Source organism: Cryobacterium lactosi, from assembly GCF_004403945.1.
Classification (GTDB): Bacteria; Actinomycetota; Actinomycetes; order Actinomycetales; family Microbacteriaceae; genus Cryobacterium; species Cryobacterium lactosi.
This window is the reverse complement of sequence record NZ_SOHM01000022.1, coordinates 68,604-91,672: the sequence shown is the minus strand read 5'-3', so window position 1 is coordinate 91,672 and position 23,069 is coordinate 68,604. Positions and strand designations below refer to the sequence as shown.

Annotated in this window: 23 protein-coding genes, 1 tRNA gene and 1 other RNA gene; 7 read left to right on the top strand and 18 right to left on the bottom strand. The window is 69.9% G+C overall.

Translation table 11 applies throughout. The features are described from left to right. Positions 1-8: 8 nt before the first annotated feature. The 3 genes from E3T61_RS10340 to ffs form a co-directional block, all read right to left on the bottom strand. A complete protein-coding gene (locus tag E3T61_RS10340; protein ID WP_166793204.1) occupies positions 9-1,460 on the bottom strand; it encodes an MFS transporter in 1,452 nt (483 codons plus the stop codon). Further along, entirely contained in the window at positions 1,457-2,044 is a 588-nt protein-coding gene (locus E3T61_RS10335) for an ArsR/SmtB family transcription factor (protein ID WP_134640772.1), read from the bottom strand. The genes E3T61_RS10340 and E3T61_RS10335 overlap by 4 nt, the downstream gene beginning before the upstream one ends. A gap of 62 nt (positions 2,045-2,106) precedes the next feature. After that, positions 2,107-2,203: signal recognition particle sRNA small type (gene ffs / locus E3T61_RS10330), an RNA gene on the bottom strand. Between the two features lie 120 nt (positions 2,204-2,323). Here ffs and E3T61_RS10325 point away from each other — a divergent pair. The 4 genes from E3T61_RS10325 to E3T61_RS10310 all read left to right on the top strand — a co-directional run bounded on the left by E3T61_RS10325 (position 2,324) and on the right by E3T61_RS10310 (position 5,992). Further along, positions 2,324-2,411 (top strand) — tRNA-Ser (locus E3T61_RS10325). Positions 2,412-2,681: 270 nt separating this feature from the next. Then, positions 2,682-4,091: an MFS transporter gene (locus E3T61_RS10320; protein ID WP_174777004.1), complete on the top strand. Its 1,410-nt coding sequence runs from the start codon at positions 2,682-2,684 to the stop codon at positions 4,089-4,091. 192 nt (positions 4,092-4,283) lie between these two features. Then, positions 4,284-4,661: a YciI family protein gene (locus tag E3T61_RS10315; RefSeq protein WP_134640771.1), complete on the top strand. Its 378-nt coding sequence runs from the start codon at positions 4,284-4,286 to the stop codon at positions 4,659-4,661. After that, on the top strand, positions 4,658-5,992 hold the full coding sequence (locus E3T61_RS10310; RefSeq protein WP_241992499.1) for an RNA polymerase sigma factor: 1,335 nt from the start codon (positions 4,658-4,660) through the stop codon (positions 5,990-5,992). The genes E3T61_RS10315 and E3T61_RS10310 overlap by 4 nt, the downstream gene beginning before the upstream one ends. A gap of 156 nt (positions 5,993-6,148) precedes the next feature. Here E3T61_RS10310 and E3T61_RS10305 read toward each other — a convergent pair whose 3' ends face one another. The 3 genes from E3T61_RS10305 to E3T61_RS10295 are packed head-to-tail and all read right to left on the bottom strand — an operon-like array spanning position 6,149 to position 8,455. Next, a complete protein-coding gene (locus tag E3T61_RS10305) occupies positions 6,149-6,385 on the bottom strand; it encodes a putative acetyltransferase (protein WP_134640769.1) in 237 nt (78 codons plus the stop codon). Beyond that, positions 6,382-7,095 (bottom strand): potassium channel family protein, encoded by a 714-nt coding sequence (locus E3T61_RS10300; RefSeq protein WP_198418670.1) that lies wholly within the window; start codon positions 7,093-7,095, stop codon positions 6,382-6,384. Before E3T61_RS10300 ends, E3T61_RS10305 begins: the two co-directional genes overlap by 4 nt. Continuing rightward, positions 7,088-8,455 (bottom strand): TrkH family potassium uptake protein, encoded by a 1,368-nt coding sequence (locus tag E3T61_RS10295; RefSeq protein ID WP_134640768.1) that lies wholly within the window; start codon positions 8,453-8,455, stop codon positions 7,088-7,090. Before E3T61_RS10295 ends, E3T61_RS10300 begins: the two co-directional genes overlap by 8 nt. Before the next feature lie 140 nt (positions 8,456-8,595). On the opposite strand from E3T61_RS10295, the gene E3T61_RS10290 reads away from it, so the two are divergent. Continuing rightward, entirely contained in the window at positions 8,596-9,186 is a 591-nt protein-coding gene (locus tag E3T61_RS10290) for a hypothetical protein (protein ID WP_134640767.1), read from the top strand. Between the two features lie 36 nt (positions 9,187-9,222). Here the strand turns inward: E3T61_RS10290 and E3T61_RS10285 are convergent, their stop codons facing one another. The 7 genes from E3T61_RS10285 to E3T61_RS10265 form a co-directional block, all read right to left on the bottom strand. Next, positions 9,223-10,005: a GNAT family N-acetyltransferase gene (locus E3T61_RS10285; RefSeq protein ID WP_134640766.1), complete on the bottom strand. Its 783-nt coding sequence runs from the start codon at positions 10,003-10,005 to the stop codon at positions 9,223-9,225. A 189-nt stretch (positions 10,006-10,194) separates the two neighbouring features. Next, the gene (locus tag E3T61_RS10280) at positions 10,195-11,568 is read right to left on the bottom strand and encodes an NAD(P)/FAD-dependent oxidoreductase (protein ID WP_134640809.1); all 1,374 of its coding nucleotides are present in this window, start codon (positions 11,566-11,568) and stop codon (positions 10,195-10,197) included. Positions 11,569-11,689: 121 nt separating this feature from the next. Continuing rightward, complete coding sequence (locus E3T61_RS22200; protein WP_206751527.1) at positions 11,690-11,833, bottom strand: hypothetical protein; 144 nt, start codon at positions 11,831-11,833, stop codon at positions 11,690-11,692. A 61-nt stretch (positions 11,834-11,894) separates the two neighbouring features. Continuing rightward, positions 11,895-12,326, bottom strand: a complete 432-nt coding sequence (locus E3T61_RS10275; RefSeq protein ID WP_134640765.1) for a DUF805 domain-containing protein — start codon at positions 12,324-12,326, stop codon at positions 11,895-11,897. Positions 12,327-12,428: 102 nt separating this feature from the next. Then, a complete protein-coding gene (locus E3T61_RS21910) occupies positions 12,429-12,575 on the bottom strand; it encodes a hypothetical protein (RefSeq protein WP_166793203.1) in 147 nt (48 codons plus the stop codon). A gap of 55 nt (positions 12,576-12,630) precedes the next feature. After that, on the bottom strand, positions 12,631-13,539 hold the full coding sequence (locus E3T61_RS10270) for a hypothetical protein (RefSeq protein ID WP_134640764.1): 909 nt from the start codon (positions 13,537-13,539) through the stop codon (positions 12,631-12,633). Positions 13,540-13,571: 32 nt separating this feature from the next. Beyond that, entirely contained in the window at positions 13,572-14,009 is a 438-nt protein-coding gene (locus E3T61_RS10265) for a DUF805 domain-containing protein (protein WP_166793202.1), read from the bottom strand. Positions 14,010-14,192: 183 nt separating this feature from the next. Between E3T61_RS10265 and E3T61_RS10260 the strand changes: the two genes are divergently transcribed. Next, positions 14,193-15,851 (top strand): HNH endonuclease signature motif containing protein, encoded by a 1,659-nt coding sequence (locus E3T61_RS10260; RefSeq protein WP_134640762.1) that lies wholly within the window; start codon positions 14,193-14,195, stop codon positions 15,849-15,851. 138 nt (positions 15,852-15,989) lie between these two features. On the opposite strand, the gene E3T61_RS10255 is transcribed toward E3T61_RS10260, so the two are convergent. From E3T61_RS10255 to E3T61_RS10235, 5 genes are all read right to left on the bottom strand, one after another. Continuing rightward, on the bottom strand, positions 15,990-17,273 hold the full coding sequence (locus tag E3T61_RS10255) for a saccharopine dehydrogenase family protein (RefSeq protein WP_134640761.1): 1,284 nt from the start codon (positions 17,271-17,273) through the stop codon (positions 15,990-15,992). A 73-nt stretch (positions 17,274-17,346) separates the two neighbouring features. Further along, a complete protein-coding gene (locus E3T61_RS10250; protein ID WP_134640760.1) occupies positions 17,347-18,504 on the bottom strand; it encodes a hypothetical protein in 1,158 nt (385 codons plus the stop codon). Continuing rightward, entirely contained in the window at positions 18,501-19,247 is a 747-nt protein-coding gene (locus E3T61_RS10245) for a phosphatase PAP2 family protein (protein ID WP_241992498.1), read from the bottom strand. The genes E3T61_RS10250 and E3T61_RS10245 overlap by 4 nt, the downstream gene beginning before the upstream one ends. A gap of 90 nt (positions 19,248-19,337) precedes the next feature. Further along, entirely contained in the window at positions 19,338-20,576 is a 1,239-nt protein-coding gene (locus E3T61_RS10240; RefSeq protein WP_420898479.1) for a multidrug effflux MFS transporter, read from the bottom strand. Between the two features lie 271 nt (positions 20,577-20,847). Beyond that, positions 20,848-22,035, bottom strand: coding sequence for an ROK family transcriptional regulator (locus E3T61_RS10235; protein WP_134640758.1), 1,188 nt, complete (start codon positions 22,033-22,035; stop codon positions 20,848-20,850). 167 nt (positions 22,036-22,202) lie between these two features. On the opposite strand from E3T61_RS10235, the gene E3T61_RS10230 reads away from it, so the two are divergent. Then, the gene (locus E3T61_RS10230; protein WP_134640807.1) at positions 22,203-23,048 is read left to right on the top strand and encodes an NAD-dependent epimerase/dehydratase family protein; all 846 of its coding nucleotides are present in this window, start codon (positions 22,203-22,205) and stop codon (positions 23,046-23,048) included. The last annotated feature ends 21 nt before the right edge of the window (positions 23,049-23,069 follow it).

The following is a 23,069-nucleotide window of genomic DNA, read 5'->3' as shown; positions in this document are numbered from 1 at the left end:
AGGGGACGTTAGTCCCTGTGAGCCTCCCGCGACAGGTCTAGGCTTCCGGGTTCGAGGTTTCGCCAGGATCCCCCCGTCAGCGGGGCGAGCGTGACCAGGGCGTACACGACGCCGACGGCCAGCAGAACCGGGACTAGGCCGGCCGCCGTCACCGCCAGTCCGGCGCCGAGACTGCCCAGCGGCAGGCCGAGCGACACCCCGGTGGTCATCGCGCCGAGCACCCGGGCGCGCAGCTGCCGCGGCACCCGCTCGTAGAGCACCGTTGTGATGAGCGGGTTGATCGACCCGGCCGCCAGACCGGCGACGGCGAGCACGGCCAGAAGCACCGGCACGGGTACGGCGGCGGCCATGGCGAGGTAGGGCGGGGCGCCGGCGAGCAGGAAGGAGACGACGAGCACCGGTCGGCGGGGCCACCGCTGGCCGAGCCAGGTGAACAGTCCGGCCCCGGCGAGCGCACCGCCGGAGAACACGGCGACCATGACCCCGAAGATCGCGCCGTCCGCGCCAACGGTGCTGGCGTAGGCGGGCATCAGCACGGTGATGCCCGCGGCGTCGAAGCAGTTGGTGACCACGATCATCAGCACGAGGTTGCGCAGCAGCGGGCGGTGGTAAAGGAACCGGACGCCGGCGGCGAGGTCGGTCCAGTAGGCGTGCCGGGTGGTGGACTCGGCGGGCCGGGTGGCGGACGGGTCGGCGAGATTGGAGGACGTGATCGGAGCGCCGTCCCCGTCAGGGCCCGGGCGGGCATCCGCGTGCCTGGGCACGCCCACCCAGAGCACCAGTGCGGACACCGCGAAGGTGGCCGCGTCGATGACCAGCGCGTTGAGCGGGCCCAGCCAGACCACGCAGACCGCGGCCACCGAGGCGCCGATCATTGCGGCGCTGCGCGACACGGCCGAGTGGATGCCGGTGGCCCTGGCGACGCTGAGACCGGCGCCCTCGGCCAGGTCGGGCACCAGCGCCGACTTGGCGGTGTTGCCGGGGGTGTCGAGCAGTCCGCTGAGGAAGACCAGGGTGAGCAGCACCGGGAACGGCAGACCGGTGGTGGCGGCGAGCACCGGGATGAGCAGGATCGTGGCCCCGCTGGCGAGGTCGGCCACGATGGCGGCGGCGCGGAAGCCGATGCGGTCCACGAGGACGCCGCCGAGGGCTCCCCCGACGATCACGGGCACCGTCGCGAACACCCCGGCGACCCCGGTGGCGAGCACCGAGCCGGTGTCGTGCAGCACATAAAGGGGGACGACGATGACGGTGATGACGTTGCCGAGCAGGGAGAGTCCGTGGCCGCCGAGCAGGGTGATCAGCGCCAGCAGCCCCCTGGTCGAGCGTGTCGAGATCCCGTTGGTCGAGCTCGTCGAGACCCCACTGGTCGCGCTCGTCGAGACCCCACTGGTCGCGCTCGTCGAGGCCCCACTGGTCGCGCTCGTCGAGGCCCCGTGACCCCGCTCGCCTGCGCTCACGGGCGCCGGCTCGCGTGCACGATGAACTGCACGGCCTCCGCGCCCGGCCTGCCGCGATCCCCCGCGGTGTGCCACTTGTGCAGCACGGCCTCGAGTTCGGCGCTGGCTTCGACGAGCTCGGCCACGGTGAGGTAGGCCACGGTGTCGCCGCCGGTGCTCGCGTCCACCCAGTCGCGGGGCTGCACCTGCTGCGCGTCGACCGCGGCGTGCAGCGCGGCCGCGTACACATCGGCCACCTGGTGCAACATCGCGGCGGAGGCCAGGCGCTCCTCGGCGGACGCATCCGCAGCACTCGGGGTGATGCGGGTGGCGTCGTGGGCGGCCCGCCACCAGTGCTCGCGGCGGTCCGTGGCGAGCTCGGGCGCCTCCTCGACGAAGCCGAATTCGGCGAGCTTGCCCAGGTGGTAGCTCAGGGTGCCCGGCGCCTCGTCCACGAGGTCGGCCAGGGCGCCCACGGTGCGCGGACCATTAATGCGCAGTTCGCCGAGAATCCGCAGCCGCAGCGGATGCGCGAGGGCGCGCATCTGCTTGGCGCTCGTGAGCGAGACGACCGAGGAGTCCGGCAGGGCATCGGGGGTGGGCATGCTCTGAGTGTAGATGCACAAGAACTCTTGTGCAATGACTCTTGTGGGATTGCGTCCGGGCAAAGTAAAACTCCTCGCGCACCCACCAGAGCCCAGTTACCCTTGCTACGTTTCCGTCCTGGGGGAGTTGGCTGAGATAGCGCCACGCGAGGAGCCATGTCCAGTTTAGGGCGTGCAGGCCTCGCGCCCAAACCCGGCTCCGGCACACCGTGTCACTTCGCACCCCCAGAAGCAGGTAAGATTTTCTCTGGTCGTTGTCTTCACGAATCGATCGGCTTAGGAGAATTCGCCTAGTGGCCTATGGCGCACGCTTGGAAAGCGTGTTGGGTGAAAGCCCTCGGGGGTTCGAATCCCCCATTCTCCGCCAGTTGTAAGCGTGTTGGGTGAAAGCACAATGCCCACGCGCGGGGTTCGAATCCCCCATTCTCCGCCACTGAAACGCCCGCTCTCATGCGGGCGTTTCCGAGTTAACTCAGTCGCCTGCCTCAGTCATCCCCCGCGTAAGGGCGGACTTTTTGGCGACACGCCGTGTGGGCGGGCCGCCGAGACGGCGTGTCGCGAAAAACTCCGCCTTTAGTCGGGCCGGCGGGAGGTTCTCGTTGACCTCAAGCGCGGTTGAGGTCCTACTATCGCTCTCGTGCCCCTCCCCTCCCCGCCGTCTTCGGCCCCGCCCCGCCCGGCCTCCATCTTCGGCCGGCAGTACGTCTGGGTCACCGTCGGCATCCTCGCGCTGATCTTCCTGGCCGCGTTCGAGGCGTTGGCCGTGACCACCGTGATGCCCATCATCAGCGCGGCGCTTGACGGCGACTCGCTCTACGCGCTCGCGTTCTCCGGTCCGCTCGCCGTGGGCGTGGTGGGGATGGTCGCCGCGGGCAACTGGTCGGACCGTTCCGGGCCGGTGCCGGTGGTGCTGACCGCGGTGGTGCTCTTCGTGGTGGGGCTGGTGATCGCCGGCACCGCCGCATCAATGCCCGCCCTCATCGTGGGCCGCCTGGTGCACGGTCTCGGCGGCGGGGCGCTGAGCGTGTCGCTGTACGTGGTGGTCGCGCGGGTGTACCCGCAGCGGATGCATCCGGCGATCTTCGGCGCCTTCGCCGGGGCCTGGGTGGTGCCGTCGTTGATCGGGCCGTTCATCGCGGGCCTGGTGGCCGAGTACACCAGCTGGCGGTGGGTGTTCCTCGGCGTGGTGGTGCTGGTGCTCGCCGCGATGGGGATGCTGCGGCCCGGGCTGGCGTCGATTGCGGCGGCGGAGCGGGAACGGCCGGTTGGGGTTCGGGAACCGTGGCGGCTGTCGCGCACACTGTGGTCGCTGGGCGCGGCGGCGGCGGTGCTCTGCGCGTCGATGGCGGCGCAGCTGCCGGGGGCCCTGTTGTGGGTGGGCACCGGGGCAGCGTTCGTGCTGGCCGGGGTGGCGCTGCGCCCGCTGTTGCCGGCGGGCACCCTGAGCGGCCGGCGGGGACTGCCCGTGGTGATGACCATTCGCGGGTTGGTCTCGGGGGCGTTCCTCTCCACCGAGGTGTACCTGCCGGCGTTGCTCACCGGCGAGTACCGGCTCTCCCCGGTGCTGGCCGGGCTGGCCTTGAGTTGTGCCGGCATCACCTGGGCTCTGGCGTCCTGGTTGCAGGGGCGCTATGCCACGGTGCTGAGCGATGCGGGAAGCATGCTGCTGGGCAGCGTGTTGCTGCTGATCGCGGTCGCCGCGTCGGCGGCGACCAGCGCGCTGGGGCTGCCGCCCGCGGTCGCGATCGCCGGCTGGGCCGTCGCCGGGGCGGGCATGGGCACTCTCGTGCCACGGCAGAGCGGCCGGGTGCTGCGGCTGTCGGCGCCGGAGCAGCAGGGCTTCAACTCGTCCGCGCTGCTGATCGCCGACTCCATCGGCGCGGCGCTGGCCCTGGCCGCCACGGCCGTGGTGTTCGTGGCTTTCGCGCCGCTGGGCGGCACCGCCACGTACACGGCCTCGTTCACGCTCTCGGCGCTGCTCGCCGTCGGCGGCCTGCTGCTGGTGGGCCGCGTCGGCCACGACGCCCCACCCGCGGCGGCGGCCTGAACCGCGTCACCCGCGGCGCTCAGGTCACCCGCCGACGAACTGTTCCCGAAGCGGACTTCTGCGCCCGGCACGCCGAGCTCAAGTGTGCACACGGGCAACAGTTGCGGCCACGGATGCAGCCGGGATGTCGATTTCGGACTGGCTGGGTCGTCATAGGGGTGTCAGTATCCGATAAACGTGGAAGGACAGATCATGCAATATTCACTTCTCGTCATCAGCCAGGAGTCCGGGGACGCCGGGATCACCGAAGAGGACATGGAATGGGGACGGGCCGCGTTCGACGCCTACGCCAAGTCGCTTGATGCGGCGGGCGTGCTCGTGTCCGCCGACATCCTGCAGCCCGTGGCCACCTCGACGACGGTGTCGCTGCGGGACGGTGCCCTGCAGATCCAGGACGGCCCGTTCGCCGACACCAAGGAACGCCTCAACGGCACCTTCGTGATCAATGTGCCCGACCTCGACGCCGCACTCGAGTGGGCCGGCAAATGCCCCGCCGCCCAGTACGGCGCGATCGAGGTGCGTCCATCGGCGATCATCTTCACCGACGGCCAGTGGCGCCAGGTGGCGTGAGCGCCCGGGCGCGGGCGGAGCTCGCCGCCCGCGCCTCCTACGGGCGCCTGGTCGCCGTGCTCGCCGCGCCCACCGGCGACATTGCAGCCGCCGAAGACTCCCTCTCGGATGCCTTCGAGCGCGCCCTGAGCACCTGGCCGCGCGACGGCGTTCCCGACAATCCGGAGGGATGGCTGCTCACCGTGGCACGCAACCGGCTGAAGGACCTGTGGAAGTCGGCGGCCGTTCGGCTGCGGGCCCCGCTGGACGACAGCAGGCTCACCGGCGACGCGGCCGACCGGCGGGGCAGCACCGACGGTAGCCGAGAGCCGGCGGCCGACGGATGGGACCGCGCCGCGGCCGCCGGCCCGGTGGGACTCGACCCACTGGACGCACTCGACGCCCTCGACGCCGAGGCCATTCCCGACAAGCGCATCGAGTTGCTCTGCGCGTGCGCGCACCCGGCTATCGACCCGGGCATCCGCACCCCGTTGATGTTGCAGACCGTGCTCGGCCTCACGGCGGCGGACATCGCGGCAGCCTATGCCGTGCCGGAGAGCGTCATGGCCCAACGCCTGGTGCGGGCCAAACGGCGCATCCGTGCCACGCGCATCCCGTTTGTAGTGCCATCGCTCGCCGACCTGCCTCAGCGATTGCCCGCGGTGCTCGAGGCCGTGTACGGCGCCTACGCGATCGATTGGGCCGGCGCCGACCCGGATGCCCGCGCCGCGCCGGACTCGCTGGCGGGCGAGGCGCTGTACCTGGCCGAGACCCTTGCCGCACTGCTGCCCGAGGAGCCGGAGGTGCTCGGCCTCGCCGCCCTGCTCGCCCTCTCCATCGCCCGACTGCCGGCCCGCACGAGCAGCGCGGGTGAGCTCGTCGCTCTCGACGACCAGGATCCGGCGCTCTGGGACGCCGTGCTCATCGCACGCGGGGAGCGTTACCTGCGGCGCGCCCGGTCGCTGGGCCGGATCGGCCGGTTCCAGCTGGAGGCGGCGATCCAGTCCGTGCACTGCGATCGGGCCCGCTCCGGTGTCACCGACTGGCGGGCCTTGCAGACCCTGCACACCGCGCTGGTGCGCCTCTGGCCCACCGTGGGCGCCCGGGTGGCGCTGGCGGCGGTCACCGGTGAGGTCGAGGGGCCGGTGGCGGGGCTTGACGCGCTCGATGCACTGGCCGGGGACCGGGCTGCGGCGTTCCAGCCGTACTGGGCCACCCGGGCGCACCTCTGTGCCGAGGCGGGGCGGGTGGCGGATGCCCGCGGCGCGTACGAGCGCGCAGTGGAGCTCGCCGGTGACGAGAGGCTGCGCGCCGCGTTGCGGCGCCAGGCCGGGGCCCTGCCACCCGGCTGAGCCTGGAGGAACCCGCTGGCCGCGCGGTTGAGCGCCAACTGGTGCCGAAGCGGACTTCTGCGCCCGGTACGCCGGACGCAATTGTCCGCACGGGCAACAGTCGCGGCTGGCGGGCCGGCGGACGGGCGAACGGGCGGGCCGGCGGGCCGGGCGCGGCTAGTCGCCGACGTGGCGGCGGGGGCGGGGGGCCGGGGCCGGCGGCACCTCTTTGGCGGCGACGACCTCGGCGAGCGCGAGCTGAACCGTGCCGCGCTTGGTTTCCACTGTGCAGTTCGCGGAGTCGCAGGAGCGCAGGTAGCCGAGGGCATCCGTGTAGCCGCCGGCGATGCGGGTGCGCACCACGACCCGGGTGCCCAGGGCGGCGCCGGTGAGGAACTCGACGGGGCCCGTCACGGCAGCCGGCTGAACGACTCGACGCGCTCGGTCTGGCCGGCGACCAGGACGATGTCGCCCTCGAGGATCACGGTCTCCATGGTGGCGTAGCTCCAGCCCTGGCCGGCCCGGTGATACGCGGTGACGGTGACCCCGTGCACGGTGCGCACCTTGGTCAGGCTCAGCGGCTTGTCCAGGATCTCCCGGGGCGGCGCGGTCTTCACCAGGGCGAAGTCCTCGCCGATGTCGATGTAGTCCTGCATCACGCCGCGCACCAGATGGGCGACACGGCGACCCATGTCCTTCTCCGGGTAGATGACGTGCTTGACGCCCAGCTGGCGCAGGATCTCGCCGTGCGGTTCGCTCACCGCCTTGGCCCAGATGTTGGGGATGCCCAGTTTGATCAGCAGCGACGCCGTGAGGATGTTGGCCTGGATGTCACCGCCGATCGCAACCACCACGCTGCTGAACTCCGGCACCGACAGCTGCCGCAGGGTGTCCTCCTTGGTGGAATCGGCCCGCACCACGTGGGTGAGCAGCCGGTTGTGCGCCTGCACGATCTCCTCGTCACCGTCGATGCCCAGCACCTCGGTGCCGCTCTCCATCAGCTCCAGGGCGAGGGCACTGCCGAAGCGGCCCAGGCCGATCACCACGACGGAGTCCTCCTCGGCCAGGCGGGCGGGCTGCCGTTGACCGAACAGGGAGAACGATGACGACCTGAATTTAGCCAATGATGGGCCTCTCCTTCGGGAGTTCGTACGCGACGGGGTGCTCGCGCAGGGCGAGGGCGGATGCGAAGGTGATCGGTCCGAGCCGGCCGATGAACATCAGCAGGATCAGGATGACCTGGCCGGCCGGCGGCAGGTCGGCCGTGATGCCGGTGGACAGCCCGACGGTGCCGAACGCGGAGATGGTCTCGAAGAGCAGCACATCGAGGGTGAGGTCGGTGAGCACCATCAGGATGGCCGTGGAGACAACGACCACAAAAACGGCCATGAGCACCACCGAGATGGCCTGCCGGTGCACAGCCCTGGACAGTCTCTTGCCGAACACGTTCACCACGCCGTCGCCGCGGACCTCGGCGACGAGGATGAAGTAGAGCACGGCGAAGGTGGTGATCTTGATGCCGCCGGCGGTGCCGGCCGGCCCACCGCCGATGAACATCAGCACATCCATGCCGAGCAGGCTCGCGGAGTCCATCGCCCCGATGTCGACGCTGTTGAAGCCCGCGGTGCGCGTCTGCACCGATTGGAAGAAGCCGGCCAGGATCTTCGCCGGCCAGTCCATCGGGCCCAGCGTGGCCGGGTTGGACCACTCGACGGCGGTGATGTAGACCGTGCCGGCCACCAGCAGGGTGACGGTGCCGGCCAGCACGATGCGGGTGTTCATGCTCCAGAGCAGCGGCGACCGCAGGTGCTTCCGCAGCTGCACGATCACCGGGAAGCCGAGCCCGCCCAGGATCACGGCGGCCGCGATCGGCAGGCAGATGAACGGGTCGACGGCGTAGCCCATCAGGTTGTCGCTGAACAGGGCGAACCCGGCGTTGTTGAATGACGACACCGAATGGAACACACCGAGCCAGATGGCCTGCCCGACCGGCTCGCCGTAGCCGAACAGGAACCGGAGGCTCAGCAGCACCGCCACGACGCCCTCCACGATCAGCGAGATGGTGACGACTCCGAGCACCAGGCCCTTGACGTCTTCCAGGCCCACACTGCGCACTTCGGATGCCGCTGTGACCCGGGAGCGCAAGGACAACCGGCGCACCACGGCCAGGCCGATCACCGACGCGAAGGTCATCACGCCGAACCCGCCGATCTGGATGAGAAGCAGGATGACCACCTGTCCGAACGGGGTCCAGAAGGTGGCCGTGTCGACCACGGTGAGACCAGTCACGCAGACCGCGGACGTGGCCGTGAAGATCGCCTCGGCGAAGGAGGCCCCGCCTGGGCCGACCTTCGCGATCGGCAGCGAGAGCAGCCCGGCACCGAGCAGCACGGTGACGGCGAATCCCGCGGCCACGGCTTGGGCGGGGTGCAGGCGGAATCGCCGCCGGCCCAGCCCCGGCCCCGTCGTTGCCCGCGAGTTCACTTTGACACTCTACGGCCGAGCGGCCCGGAGTCTGGAGTTTCCCGGCCTGTCATTTTGCGTAATGGCCCCCGAAAGGTGTCTACCGAGGGGACTGACCATGCGGCATACTCTGTAATACACCGGGTGAGGGGGACACAGGGGTGGCGAAAATCACGGGCACGGCTCTGCGTGCGCACGTGCTGAGACCGCACGGCCATTTGCTGCGCCAGTCGACGCTGTCGGTTCTGGCGTTCTTCGCGCCAGTCTTCGCTGTGCTCTACTGGCTCACCGTTCCCCTCGACGAGTGGGTTCCGGTGCTTATCGCCCAGCTGATCGTGATGCTCGCGGCCATCCTGGGTATCGTCGGGTTCCTCCGCACCTGCGTCTGGGTGGACGACACCGGCATCTCCGAACGCGGCTTCTTCGGCCAGGTCACCAGCTTCCCGGCCGAACAGGTCGCCAGCGTCGTGGTCCTCGAGCTGTACCAGAGCGGCGCGATCGACACGCATCCGCAGCTCTTCGTGACCGACGCCGACGGTCAGCTGCTGGTGCGGATGCGCGGCCAGTTCTATTCGCGCGGCGCGATGGAGACCGTCGCGGACGAGCTGGGCGCCCCCGTTGTGCGGGTGCCCGACCCGATGACCCTCACCGAGCTCAACCGGCTCCGTCCCGAACTGCTGTACTGGTTCGAACGCCGGATCACCGGCCGGGTCCAGCACGACCCCGAGGCGGACTCGGGCCTCGGTCGCTGACTGCGCCAGTCGCGCGGCCCTAAGACCCAACCTCGGTTAGTTGACGCGGTCGCTGGGGTCGGTCGTGAAAACGTAGTCGTTGCCAGCCGTCAGCTCCGGCCGGAGCCCCCGGCCCAGTGCCGCGGAAAAGACCAGCCGGGATTCCTCCCGGCGGCGGGCGGCGGCCACCGGATCGTCGGCCCGCAGCTGCTCGAAGTCCACATCCAGCGGCCAGCGTGCAAGGTCGGTCCAGGCCGGGGGCGGTTGCCCGGCGAGCGCCCGCAGCACCCGTGGGGACGTCAGGCTCCAGCGCACCTCGAACCTGTCGCTGCGGTCGCTGCCCGAGATCACGTCGTCGAGCCGGCCGTAGAAGTCCGGCAGGAACCCGGTCACTTCCGCACCGAGCTTGGCCAGGTTGAAGTGGGCGTTGCGGCGGATCAGCGGATCGAAGGTCCAGCGCATCTCGGTGATGCCCTGCTCGAGGCAGAGTGCGCGCTGGAAGAGCTTGAGGGCGTGGCCGACACCGCCGCCCCGGTGCCAGGGCACGACGGCCGCCATGTGCGAGTGCAGGTGCACGCCGTCGGTCCAGCCCAGGAACCCGAGCGTCGCGCCGACCGGCTTGCCGTTCTGGGTGGCTAACAGCACGGTGTTGCCCGCGTAGTCGAGCGCGAGCAGCATCGCGCGGTCGGGGCTGCGCCCCAGGCCCCAGGTGCGTTCGAAGAGCCCGATCACGCCGGCGAGGTCCCGCGGTTCCGCCGCCCGCACGGTCACCGCGGCCGACGCCGCGGCCACGGTTGCCAGCCGGTACGCCTCGGTCACGGTCTGCTCGTCAACGCCCATGCCACGAGTACACCACACGACACGGCCCGAATCGAGGGTGCGCCCCGGTTGGGCGCGGCGGGGCGGATGTGGCGGAGCGGGCGGGAACGTAAAGGCGGAGAAATTCGTGACACGCCGCGTTGCCGGGCCGGGCGCCCCGGCGTGTTCCGAGTTTCTCCGCCTTAACGCACGCGGCCAGGGCGCGCCGGGCTAGTGGCCGCGGCCGGAGACCTTGTCGGCGAGGGTGGCCAGGGGCGAGGTGGTGGTGCGGCGGGCGAGTTCGGCCCGGTCGGCGCGGGTATAGGCCTGGTACAGGGCCGTCACGGCCAGCCAGCGCAGCGGTTCCGGTTCCCAGTTGCGCACCCGGTGGTTCACCCAGGGCAGCACGGTGAGCGCACTCTCCCGGCCCAGGATCAGGTCGGTGAGGGTGCGGCCGGCCAGGTTCGTGGTGGCCACCCCTGTGCCCACGTAGCCGCCAGCCCAGGCCAGGCCGGTCCGCGGGTCGAGGCCCACGGTGGCGGCCCAGTCGCGGGGCACGCCCAGCACGCCGCTCCAGGCGTGCTCGATCGCGGCATCCGCCGTGCCGGGGAAGAAACGGTGCAGGATGCCGCGGAGCGCCTCGACGGTACTCGCCGGGGTGCGCCCGTCGGAGTCGGTCTGGGACCCGAACCGGTACGGCACCCCGCGCCCGCCGATCGCTATGCGGTCGTCGGCGGTGCGCTGCGCGTACATGTAGGCGTGCGCCATGTCGCCCAGAGTTGCCCTGCCCTGCCAGCCGATGCCGGCCCACACATCGGCGCCGAGCGGTTCGGTGACGATCAGCGACGAGTTCATCGGCAGCCAGGCCCGGTGCAACCCGGCCAGGCCCGCGGTGAAGCCCTCCGTGGCGCGCACGATGAACTCGGCCGACACGGTGCCGCGGGCGGTGAGCGCGGCGTGCGGGGTGATCTCGGTGACTCGGGTGTCGTCGTAGATCTCCACCCCGAGCGCCAGAACGGCCCGGGTGAGCCCGGCCACGAGTTTCGCGGGCTGGATGCGCGCGCAGTGCGGGTGCCACATCGCGCCGGTCGAGCCGGCCACGTTGATCTGCGCGGTGGCGTCGGCGGCGCTGAACAGCTGCACATCCGTGTGCGGCCAGGCCTGCTCGGCACGCACCGCGGCCTCGAGCCGGCGCTGCTGCGGCCTGTCGTAGGCCACGGTGAACTCGCCGCCCTTGACGATGTCGGCGTCGATGCCCTCCACCGCGGCCACCCGGATCACCTCGTCGACGGTGTCGTTCATGGCCAGCTGGAAGGCGGCGGCCGCATCCCGGCCGTGGCTCGGGAGGTACTGCTCACGGCCGCCGGTGACCGAATTGGTGAGCCAGCCGCCGTTCCGTCCGGAGGCGCCGTAGCCGGCGAAGCGTTGCTCCAGGATGAGGATGCGCAGCTCTGGGGCAGCCTTCTTGAGGTAGTACGCGGCCCAGAGGCCCGTGAAGCCGGCGCCGACGATGCAGACGTCCGCGTTGGTGGAGCCGGGCAGAGGGGCGCGCGGGGCGGGCCGGCCGATCTGGTTCCACCAGAAGGAGACGTCTCCGTTGATCATCGCTGCCCCGTCCGTCGTCACCATCGGTACGGCGAGCATAACTCCTGCAGAATCCTGGTCGCGCGGCTGCCGGCCGCGTGAATCCGGCATCCGCCCTGGTCGGCCTGGGGAAGTGCAGGAGTCATGCCGGGGCGACGGTGCCGGGCACGCGGCGAGCGATAGCGGCGAGCCCGGTTCGGTCCTTCGGCATGCCGAATGCCTTCACGGCCGCCTCGCCCATCGGCAGCCGGGACTCCTGGAGGATCCAGCCGGCCAGCGGGATCACTGCACTGTGCGGCTTGGCGTGTCCCCCTTGACTGAGCCGAACCCCGAGCCTGGCGAACCGCCTAGCGCAGGCCCGTTCCTTGGAAGGTGAGTCCAGGCGCCTGCCGGGCCACATCGAACCGGGCGCCGGCGGAATTGCTGGGCAGGAGCGTGAAGACCAGCAGGATGATCGCGCCCACGCCAGGGATCAGGCCGAGGAAGACGAACCAGCCGGAGAAGTTCGCGTCGTGCAGGCGTCGCACGAGCACCGCCAGGCTCGGGAGCAGTACGCCGATGGCCACGATCGGGGCCGCGAGCATGAAGACGACCTCGAAATTATGCGAGGGGTAGCCGTTGCGGTCGGTGCCGGTCGGGATCAGCTGGAGCAACGCGAGGGCCCCGAACACGGCCCAGATCAGCAGAGCGAACCACCAGTATTCGCTGCGTGGCGCCCGGCCGGTGAAGTCGGCGTACTTGCGAAAAACGGATGCGATCGCCGCGGCAGGTGTCAGCATGGGGTCTCTTTCGTCGGCTCTGGTGAGTCGGCGCAGGCCGACGGAGGCCTCGCCCCCTCGATCAGGGTACAGGGGGCGCGCACGCCTCCGGCCCAGCGAAGCCTACTGAAAGAGGAACAGGAGCGATGTGGCGCCGACCGTGATGGCGATCAGGGACAGGATCAGCACCCAGGTGAGCCCCTTGAGCCCGCCGCGCATCTTGCCCATGAAACCGACCGGGCGGCTGTCGTAGTCGTCGTAGTCATCCATGCTGCGACTCTAGCGCCGCCGGTCGGGAGCGGGCTGTGCGGGTGGCGGCGGCCGGCTACTCCGCCCAGGTCGACTGGGTGAGCACGGTGGTGCGGATGTCGAGCACGCTGGAGGCGGGTACCGTGAGTTCATACACCCCGGCGTCCACCTTGGTCAACCGCAGCCCCTCGGCGAGGTCGGCATTGTGGTCGAGGTAGGAGCCTCGGTAGAGCGTCGTGCCGTCGGTGTCAGTGAACTCGTCGACGATCCGCAGGTTCAGGCCGTTCCAGTTCGCCTCCATGTCGAGTTCGATGATCCCCTGGGCTTCCTCGAACGGGATCTCGAACTTCCACATGCCGCGGCCGGTGCGCACAAAACGCTCGTCATCTGGCTTCGTGTCCGTCGCGAGCACGATGCGGCGGCCGTGGTCGATCACGTCGGCGGTGAGGTGCATCCCGCTCCACTCGGCGAGTGTGCCGCTGTAGCGGGAGAACGGGGTCGACCGGCCCACGGATTTGCCGTCGACCATCCAACCGTCGGCGATGTTGGGGAACACGGCGAGGAGCTTCGAACTGCCGTCGGCGAACACCCGCACCAGCTCAGTGCCGGGAGCGAGCCGGGTGTGCCGCATCCACCAGACCGGCACGATGTGCCCGGGAGCCGGAGCGAAGCCGGTGCCGATGAACGGCGGCCGGTCCACGAACGGGCCGCCGGTGAGCGCCCGGGTGGCCTGGTCGGTGCCGCCGATCGCGTTCTCCAGCCGCATCGATGCCCTGGCCGGGAACCGGATCACGTCGACATACGGGTCGTCGCGGGAGAACGGCGACGCCGGGAAGCCCAGGGCGTGCACGTCGAAGAGCTGGGCGGGCGTGGTGGCGAACGCCGCGTCGGGCACCGTGACCACGAAGCCGTACACCCGGTCGAAACCGGCGGTGAGATAGGCGTTGCTGGTCTGCGGGGTGATCGCCTTCTGCAGAATTGTCATGAGAGTCCTTGGATGGTTGTGGTCCGACGAGGTCAGGAGAGGGTCTGGCTTGGCTTTTGGGCCGGCGTGGCACTGCCGGTGTACGGGACCGCGTCGAAACGGGCACCGGCCGGCTGGCTGGGCAGCAGGGCGAAGATCAGCACGACCAGGACACCGGCGTAGGGGATGCAGGCGAGAAAGTAGAGCCAGCCGGAGAAGTCGCCGTCGTGCAGACGGCGCACGTAGAGCGTGACGTTCGGGACGGCCAGACCCAGAGCCAGGAGCAGGATGACGCCGATGGCGATACCCATCGACACGGGCATCTCGCCGCGCGCTGGTGTGCCGATGCCCAGAGCGCCGAGCAGCAACACGACGGCGAACAGCACGACCTGGAACAGCGCGAACCACCAGAACTCGCTGCGCCGCGCCCGCCCGGACAGGGTGGCGTAGTTGCGGAATACCGACTTGATCGCCTCTTGCGGAGTCAGCATAGTGTTCTCAAATCCCCCATTTGATGGGCCGCCAAGAGCGCGACCGCAGGGGTTCACCCTAGCAGCGGGGTCATTCGGACCCATGGGCTTGAGCGCGGCCGGACGGCCTACCTGGTTAAAAAGAGTTATCCACAATCTGATATTTACTCACACACAGCTTCGAGATCGGGCTACTCTCACTGCATGGCAACCATCGTATATACATCCGCCCCCGCCGCCTCGCGTGGCGGCGGGCTGTCTGCTGATTCCTTGGCTGCCGCGGCCCACGCCGTGGAGGGGTTGGGGGCCTGCAGCACCGACTACGACGCGCTGACGGATGCCGAGCTTCTCGCCGGTCAGCGTAACCTCGCCCGGCTGCGTGGCCTGGTGGAAACCCGGTCGGTGTGGATGGCCAAGACGCTCGCACATCGCTCCCGGCCCGAGCTGGGCCAGAACGGGTTGGCCGCGCGGCAGGGGTTCACCTCGCCGGATGAGCTGATTCAGGACATGACCGGGTCGACCCGCAAAGACGCCCTCAAACTCGTGGATGTGGCCCGGATGCTGGGCGACGCCGAGGCCGCCCAGGCACACCAGGCAGAAGCAGACGCGGAGGGGGCGCTCAGGCTGCTCGAGGTGGCCGGCCGAGGGCTGCACGACTCCGACGGATCACACGAGACTGGCGAGACAGACTGGGCGGGCGGGGCGGGTGGCCTGTTCGACGACGAGAGCTTCGTCGAGCACCCCGCCGCACTGCCGTGGCATTCCCCGATCTCGTCGGCCGTGAATGCCGGCACTTTGTCGGTGGCCGCGGCACATGCGATCCGCACCGGCCTGGGTGATGTGGATTCGGTCGTCACCGGCAGGGCGCTCGCCGACGCTGTGAACACGCTCCTGGGCGAGGCGAAGCGGATGAACGTGGACCAGCTGCTCAGGCGGTCCCGGCGGATGCGGGACAGCCTCGACGAGGCCGGCATCGCCACGCGAGAGAAGAAGGCCTGGGACGACAGGTACCTGCGGGTCTGGAAGTCCGATGCCGGTCAGGTGCACATCCACGGGCTGTTCCCGCCGGAACAGGGCGAATTCATCCTGTCCGTCTATGACAGTCTCACCGGCCCGCGCCGCGGCGGAGTCCGCTTCGTCGACCCGGACCGGGCCGCGTGGGCTCGGGCCGTGCAGGACGACCCGCGCAGCACCGGGCAGATCGCCGCGGACACCTTCCTCGACCTGCTCAAGGCCGGCAGCGAGGTGAACCCTGGCCGGATGCTCGGCGGTCGCCTCCCCGCCGTGCGGGTGTTGGTCACCGAGCCCACCCGGCGCCCGGCCGGGAACCCCGACCGCGTCGGAACTCCCGCTCCGGAGGGGACCGAGGTGCTCGTGCCGATCCCCGATGGCACCGGGCACGGCTTCATCGAGGGCAACCTGGCACCGGTGTCCCGCGAGACCATTGGCAGGCTGATCTGCACGTCCGGCACTGTCGAGGTCGCCCTCGACGCAGACGGACAGCCGCTGAATCTCGGCCGGGAAGAGCGGATATTCAGCCAGGCTCAACGCATCGCCATGGCCGCTCGCGACGGTGGCTGTCGGTGGGGCGACTGCGACAGACCTCCGTCCCGTACCGAAGCGCATCACCTCGAGGAATGGGTACGCGACCACGGGCTGACCGACATTCGCCTGGGCATTCTGCTCTGCGGCCCGCACCACCGGTTGCTGCACAACCAGGGCTGGCAGATCTTCGAGAATCGAGGCCGGTACTGGCTGCGGCCACCGGCAGCCGTCGATCCAGGTCAAACCCTCATCGAGATGCGCGGCAAGAGCGCGGCCGCCGGCGAGCAGCATGCAGCGCACGGGGTCTCGACGGGCTGACCAACGGGGGGGGTCGACGAGCTCGACCAACGGGGGGTCTCGACAGGCTCGACCAACGGGGGGCTCAACGAGCTCGACCGGCGGGGTCTCGACAGGCTCGACCAACGGGGGCGGGGTGCGGGCGTAGTCCCGGCCGGGTCAGCTGGCGGCGGCGGGGGTGCGTTCGTCCAGGCCCCAGGGCTGGCCGTAACCGGCCGGCTCGGGGGCGGCCATCAGGTCGAGGTAGGGCTTCGCGTCGAAGGCCTCGGGGCCGAGCACCCCGGTGCCGGCCCACACTCCGGTCGCCAGGAGCTCCAGGGCGATCGCGGGGTTCAGCGCGGTCTGCCAGACCACGCACTGGGCGTCGTACTCCGCCATCGTCCACTCGTTGTCGCTCACGTGATAGAGGTAGACCTCCCGGGGCGCACCATCCGTACCGAGGCCGGTCACCCAGACACCCGCGCAGGTCTTGCCCGTCATGCGCGGCCCGATCGTGGCCGGGTCGGGCAGGCTCGCCGCCACCACGTCACGCGGTGCGACCATCGCCGGGCCGTCCGCCGTGCGCACCCGAACCGGGTTCACGCTGTCCAGGCCGAGCAAGTGCAGCGTCCGCAGCACCCCGATGAACTCCTCGCCGAGGCCGTACTTGAACGTGACCCGCTTCGCATCCAGCCAGCGCGGCATCAGCAGCACCTCTTCGTGCTCCACGTTCACGCACTCCACCGGGCCGATGCCCTCGGGAAAATCGAACACCTCAGGCTCGCTGAACGGAGCCGTGGTGAACCAGCCGCGGTCCTTCTCGAAGATCACCGGCGGGTTCAGGCACTCCTCGATGGTGGTCCAGATGCTGAACGACGGCGCGAAAATCTCGTTACCGGCCTCGTCGCGCACGACCAGATTGGCGCCATCCCGGGTGCCGAGCTCGTCGATCTCGCTGAACAGGTGATCGGACGCGTACCGGGCGAACACATCGCTGAGCCCCGGCTCCACACCCATTCCCACCAGGGCGAGGCGCCCACTGGTCTCCCAGTCGCCGGCCTGCTCGAACTGGTCGTCGCCGAGCTTGATGCCGGTCTCGGTGTGCGGCTCGGTCGGGTGCGGCTCGCTCAGGCTCATCGCCATATCGAGGTAGTCGGCGCCCGCGGCGAGCGCGCCCGCGAAGATGCTCTGCACGAACTTGGGTTCCACGGCGTTCATCACGTGCGTGACCGAGTGCTCGCGGGCGACTCGAGCCACGACCTCCGGGTCGGATGCGTCGATCTGCGCCGCTGTGAACCTGGCGGCGGTCTCCGCGCCGTGTCTGGTTGCGATCGACGCGATCGTGCGCTCTGCCCGGCCCAGGTCGTAGTCGCTCACCACCACATGCTCATAGAAGGAACGGCGGGCAATGATCTTCGCGAAGGCGTCACCGACGCCACCGGCACCAACGAGGAGGATTCTCATGACCCGACGCTAGCGCGCACCCGCCGCGAATGTCAGCCCCGCAGCCGACATCCGTGAACGGTGAGCCCCACGATTACCAATGAATGCTGTCCACGGGCAGCGCGTCCCGCTCGACCGGCCGCACCGAGTAGACGAGCGGGGTGGTCTCGTGCACGTCAACCGCGCTGCGATTGAGGTACACCTGCGCCGTCTTGTCGTTGACACCCTCGACGGCGTAGGTCTCGCCCTGCCAGGTGGTCGTCGCGGTGATCTGCCTGAGGTCGGTCACCTCGCTCTCGTCCACTGTCACCCGCCAGTCCCAGAAGTGCGGGCTCCGCTCGACGAGGACGAAATCATCGGTCACCGTGTCGCCCCTGGCCTTCTTGATGATGACCGCGCTGCCCGGGGCAGGCACCGGTTCCTCGCCGGCCACGTGCGGCCCCGCCACTCGCGCCATCAAGGCGGTGCGGCCTCGCAGCACGCCCACGCAGGTGGCCACCGCGCCGACGCCCAGCGGGCTCTCGGTGAAGGTCCACCCGCGCAGGCTCAGCTGCTCCAGCGGCACCACGGCGGACCAGCCGCTGGTGCGGCGGTCTCCACCGGGCACGACCTCGGGCGCGCCGAGCGGCGGCTCTCCTTTTCTCCCGGGGAAGATCACCGCCCGCCCGCCGCGGATCGTCGCGATCTGCACGGTGAAATCCCGCCAGATCGCCGTCCACTCCACCCGGCGCACCGCGGCGACAAGGCTGCGGTCCACGAGCTTCGTGAATGCCCCGTACCCATCCGGCACCCACCCCGTGCCGTCGGGCTCGGCCGCGCCCAGCCAGATCAGTTGCAGCTGGGGCACCCCGGCCGCGCTGACGGTGCCGCCGGTGTCGACCAGGCCCACCCTCAGCCCGTCGATCTCTGCCAGCAGCCCGGGCTGCGGTGTGCTGTCGTCGATCACCTCGAAGGTCGACGTGCGGGTCAGCCAGAACCGGCTCAGCCAACCGAAGTCCACCTGACCGAACACCCCATCTATTCGCGGGTCGTCGTGCCTGCCGTACACTCCGTGCGGCGGGAGGTCGCCGAACACCGAGACCCGGCCGTCCCTGCTTGCGCCGTCCACCCGTACCCGCACCGTCTGGAACGTTGCGAAGCCGCCGACCTGCACTCGGCCGCCGGGGATCGCGCGCTCCCGCAGGGCGTAGAGGCCGGGCGGATCGGTCAGAGCCGGGTCGTCCTCCGCCGAGTAGGATTCGGCATCGGTCACCGGTGTGGCCCACCGGCCATCTTCGACGCCGCTCGCCGTCTGGCTATGGTGTTCTCGCCGTCGAGTTTGGCCGCGAACGGTGCCCACAGCACGATGACCACGCCCGCACCCAGCAGCAGGCCGCCGATGGTGTCGGTGAGCCAGTGCGCACCGAGGTAGGTTCGGCTGACCATCATCGCCACCGTGTACACGGCGCCGGCGATCCACACCCAGAGCCACGGGAAGATGATGCCGAGCGCCACCGCCATGGTGGCGGCGTTGGCGACGTGACCGGAGGGGAACGAACCGAAGTCGGAGGTGATCAGCATGTCTTCGGGGCGGGCCCGGCCGAACAGGGTCTTCAGCACCTGCACGAGGCCGGCACTGACGACCGTGGCGATCACGAAGTAGAGCGCCGCCCACGGCCGGCGCAGCACCAGGAGGAGCACGACGATCGCGATCGGGATCACGAACACCCCGGCGATGCCCGCGCCGAGGAAGTTCATCACCAGCGCCGGGACCTCCCAGACCGGGGATCGGTGCTCGAGGATCTCCTCCATCCACTCGACGTCGGCCTCGATCGGGCGGCCATTGCCGCGCAGCAGGATCAAGGCGCCGAGCAGGAACGCCAGGAGAACGGCGACAGCGCCGCTGATCAACGGCCAGCGCCGGGCGATTCTCCTGGCGGGCGCATCCGCCGCCATGTTGGCGCGGCTGGTCTCGGGTGGAGTGGGCTCAGTCTCGGGGTCGCGGGAGGGGTCCATCAGCCCATGCTAGATCGACCGCCTCCGGACTTGCCCCGTGACTGGCCGGTGGGGCGAGGGGTCAGGCGGTGCGGAGGGTGTCGCGACCGGTCAGTGCGAGAGCGCCGCGACCGAGCGCGGCCGCACGATGAACCAGAGGCTGAGCAGCGAAATGATGGCGGCGACGCCCATGACCGAGGCCATCGGCACCGCAGTTCCGACGCCGAGCAGGCCCACGACCGGGGAGATCAGCCCGGCGATGCCGAAGTTGGCTGCGCCGAGCAGGGACGCGGCGGTGCCGGCCTCGCTGCCGTGAGCGTTCAATGCGATGACTTGCACGGTGGGGAAGGTGAACCCGCAGGACGCGATGAAGAACCACAGCGGGATCAGGGTGCCCCAGAGGCCGGCACCCAGCAGGTCGAGGGTGAAGATCGCCGCGGAGGTGAGCACGAGCATCGTGGTGGCACCGATCAGGATGTTCTGCGGTCCCACGTTGTAACGGTGCATCAGGCGTGAGCTGGTCTGCACACCCACGACGATGCCGAGGGAGTTGACCGCGAAGAGCAGGCCGTAGCCCTGGGCGCTGAAGTCGTAGACCTGCTGGAACAGGAACGGTGAGGAGGAGAGGTAGGAGAACAGACCGGTGAAGGTCATCGCGCCGATGATGAGCACACCCACGTAGGTGCGGTCACTGAGCACGGCGCGGTAGCGCTGGCCGAGGCTCGAGTGGCCGGGCACGGTGCGGCGGCTCTGCGGCAGGGTCTCGACAATCCAGATCGCGACGGCCACCATCACGACGACGCCGTATCCGGCGAGGACCCAGAAAATGCCGCGCCACGGCATCACGAGCAGGAGTTGGGAGCCGATGACCGGGGCGAGCACCGGCGCCAGGCCGCTCACCAGGGCCAGGCGGGAGAGCATCTTCACCAGCGGCTTGCCGCCGAAGAGGTCCCGAACCATGGCCATCGCCACGACGGCGCCGGCCGCGGCGCCGAAGCCCTGCAGCACCCGGAAGATCCCGAGCGTGACGATGTCGCTGGAGAGCGCCGCACCCACGCAGGCGAGCACGTGGAAGCCCGTGGCGAGCAACAGCGGCAGCCGGCGGCCGACCTTGTCACTCCACGGCCCCACGATCAGCTGGCCGAAGCCGAAGCCGATCATGGTGCCGGTGAGGGTGAGCTGGATGGCGGCGGCCGAGACGCCGAGTTCGCTCTCGAGGGTGGGGAACGCCGGCAGGTACAGGTCGATGGTGAACGGGCCGAGAGCCGTCAGCGCGCCGAGGATGATGATGTAGACCACACGCTGTCCACGGGACAGTGCGTCTCCGGGGTGCCGGGCGGTCGAGTGCAGTTGGGCCTCGGTGATGACGGGGATGACGGCGGTAGTCACGTAAAAGAGTCCTCGGTCGGGGTCGTGCTCAGGGGATGCGGGCGATCGCCCAATTGGAAAAAGCGTACGCTGGTCGGTTCTATTCCCCGGCCGGGGCATCCCGGCAAAGATTGCGCGGATCCGGCATTTTCTGCACGTTTCACACCAGCCACAACCCGGCGACAGGCCTGGCGGCGCTGGATGCCGGGGTGCTACGGAGCCGCACTGAGCCGCTTCTGGATGCTCTGCCGGCTCAGGTGCTGACGGCGCCCGGCCCGGCGGGTAGCTCGGCCGGATCGTCGAGCAGCCCCTCGAAGGCCAGCTCGGCCGCGCCGATCATCAGCAGGTTGGAGCCGAGCTCGGCGGCGCTGAGCCGCACGGTGCCGAACGCGGCGCCGAGCGAGTGTGAGGCGACGGCGGAGCGCAGCCGGTCGGCATCCACCGCCAGCAGCGCGGCGAGAAAACCGCCGAGCACCACCAGCTGCGGGTTGAGGATGTTGATCGCCCCGGCCAGCGCCACCGCGAGGTGGTCGATCTGCCGGTTGACCTCGGCACGCACCGCCGGAGAGGTGGACGCCAGTAGCGCCTGCTCGAGTTCGTCGGCATCCGCCCCGGCCAGGCCGAGCACCTCGAGGAGTTCGCGCCGGGTGACCTCGGCTTCGAGGGTGCCGCGGAGGCCGGCGGAGTCGACCCGGTTGCTGTCGCTGACCCTGGTGTGGCCGAACTCGCCCGCGTAGCCGGCGATGCCACCGGCCGCGGCTCCACCCACGATCATGCCGCCGCCGATGCCGCTGGCGCCACCGTTGAGGTAGATGAGGTCGGTGATGCCTTTGCCCGCGCCGAAGAACCGCTCGGCCATGGCACCGAGGCTGGCGTCGTTGGCGGCGAGCACCGGGTAGCCGGTGGCGGCTTCGAGCATCTCGGCGAGGGGTTCGTCGAGCCAGCCCAGGTGCGGCGCGTGCCGCACGAGGCCGTCGTGGGCGCGCACCAGCCCGGGCACGGCCACGCCGATGCCGACCACCTTGAACTTGGCCTCGAGCTCGCCGCGCATGCCGTCGATGACGGCGGCGGCGATGTTCACGGCCTCGAGCACGCTCGGGGACTGGTCGGTGGGGTAGCGCACCCGGCGGTGCACCTGGCCGTCGAGGCCGACGATGCCGATCGTGACGGCGTCGATCTCGGGGTTCACGGCGAGCGCCACGACCTGCTCGCTGACACTGACGATCGGGCTGGGCCGGCCGACCTGGTTGGTGGAGCTCGGTTCGCGCTCGACGACCAGCCCGCGGTCGACCAGTTCGGCGACGAGGGCGGCGATGGTGGACCGGTTCAGCCCGGTGGCCCTGGTGAGCTGGGAACGCGACGCCGCACCGCTGCGGTGCACGAGTCGCAGAACGACCGATAGGTTGTGTCGGCGCACGTCGTCATGGCTGCTGCCCTGCACGGTTCCTCCGTCTGGCTGACGCCCGTTCACTGAGCGCGAGTCACTCTGAACCCCAGAATACCCGGCAACGGTCCCACCCGTCCGTGATACGTTGCAGAACGCTACAAATCGAGTCGAACCCGGGCGCAGTCACGCCCCAGACAAGGATGTCCATGGAATTCCCCAGCATGAGAATCGCCCTCACCGGCGGCAGCGGCAAGCTCGGCAAGACCGTGCTCGCCCGGCTCCGCGCCGAGGGACATCAGGTGATCAACTTCGACCTGGCCGGCAGCCGGGAATCGGGTTTTGTTCGCATCGACCTCACCGACTACGGCCAGGTGGCGGACGCCTTCGCCGGTGTCAACGACCAGGCCGACGGCTTCGACGCCGTCGTGCACCTCGGCGCGATTCCCGCGCCGGGCCTGGTGCCCGACGTCGCCACCTTCCACAACAACATGCTCTCCAGCTACAACGTGTTCCAGGCAGCCCGGCGCAACGGCATCAAGCGCATCGTCTACGCATCCAGCGAGACCGTGCTCGGCCTGCCGTTCGACACCGACCCGCCCTACATCCCGGTCGATGAGGAGTACCCGGCGCGGCCGGAGAGCACCTACTCGCTGGTGAAGCACCTCGAGGAGCAGATGGCGATCGAGCTCGTGCGGTGGGACCCGGAGCTCTCGATCACGGCGCTGCGCTTCTCCAACGTGATGGACCCGGAGGACTACGACAGGTTCGAGAGCTTCCAGGCGGATGCGACGCTGCGCAAGTGGAACCTTTGGGGTTACATCGACGGCCGCGACGGCGCCCAGGCGGTGCTCAAGGCGCTGCAGAGCGCCCCGCCGGGCTTCGAGCGCTTCATCATCGCCGCCGCCGACACCGTGATGCGCCGCCCCAGCGCCGACCTCGCAGCCGAGGTCTTCCCCGGTGTGCGGCTCACCCGCGAGGTGCCCGGTACCGAGACGTTGCTCGGCATCGACAAGGCCCGCCGCCTCCTGGGCTACTCGCCCGAGCACTCCTGGCAAGACCCCCGCTGACCCCCTCGCGAACTGAGAGGA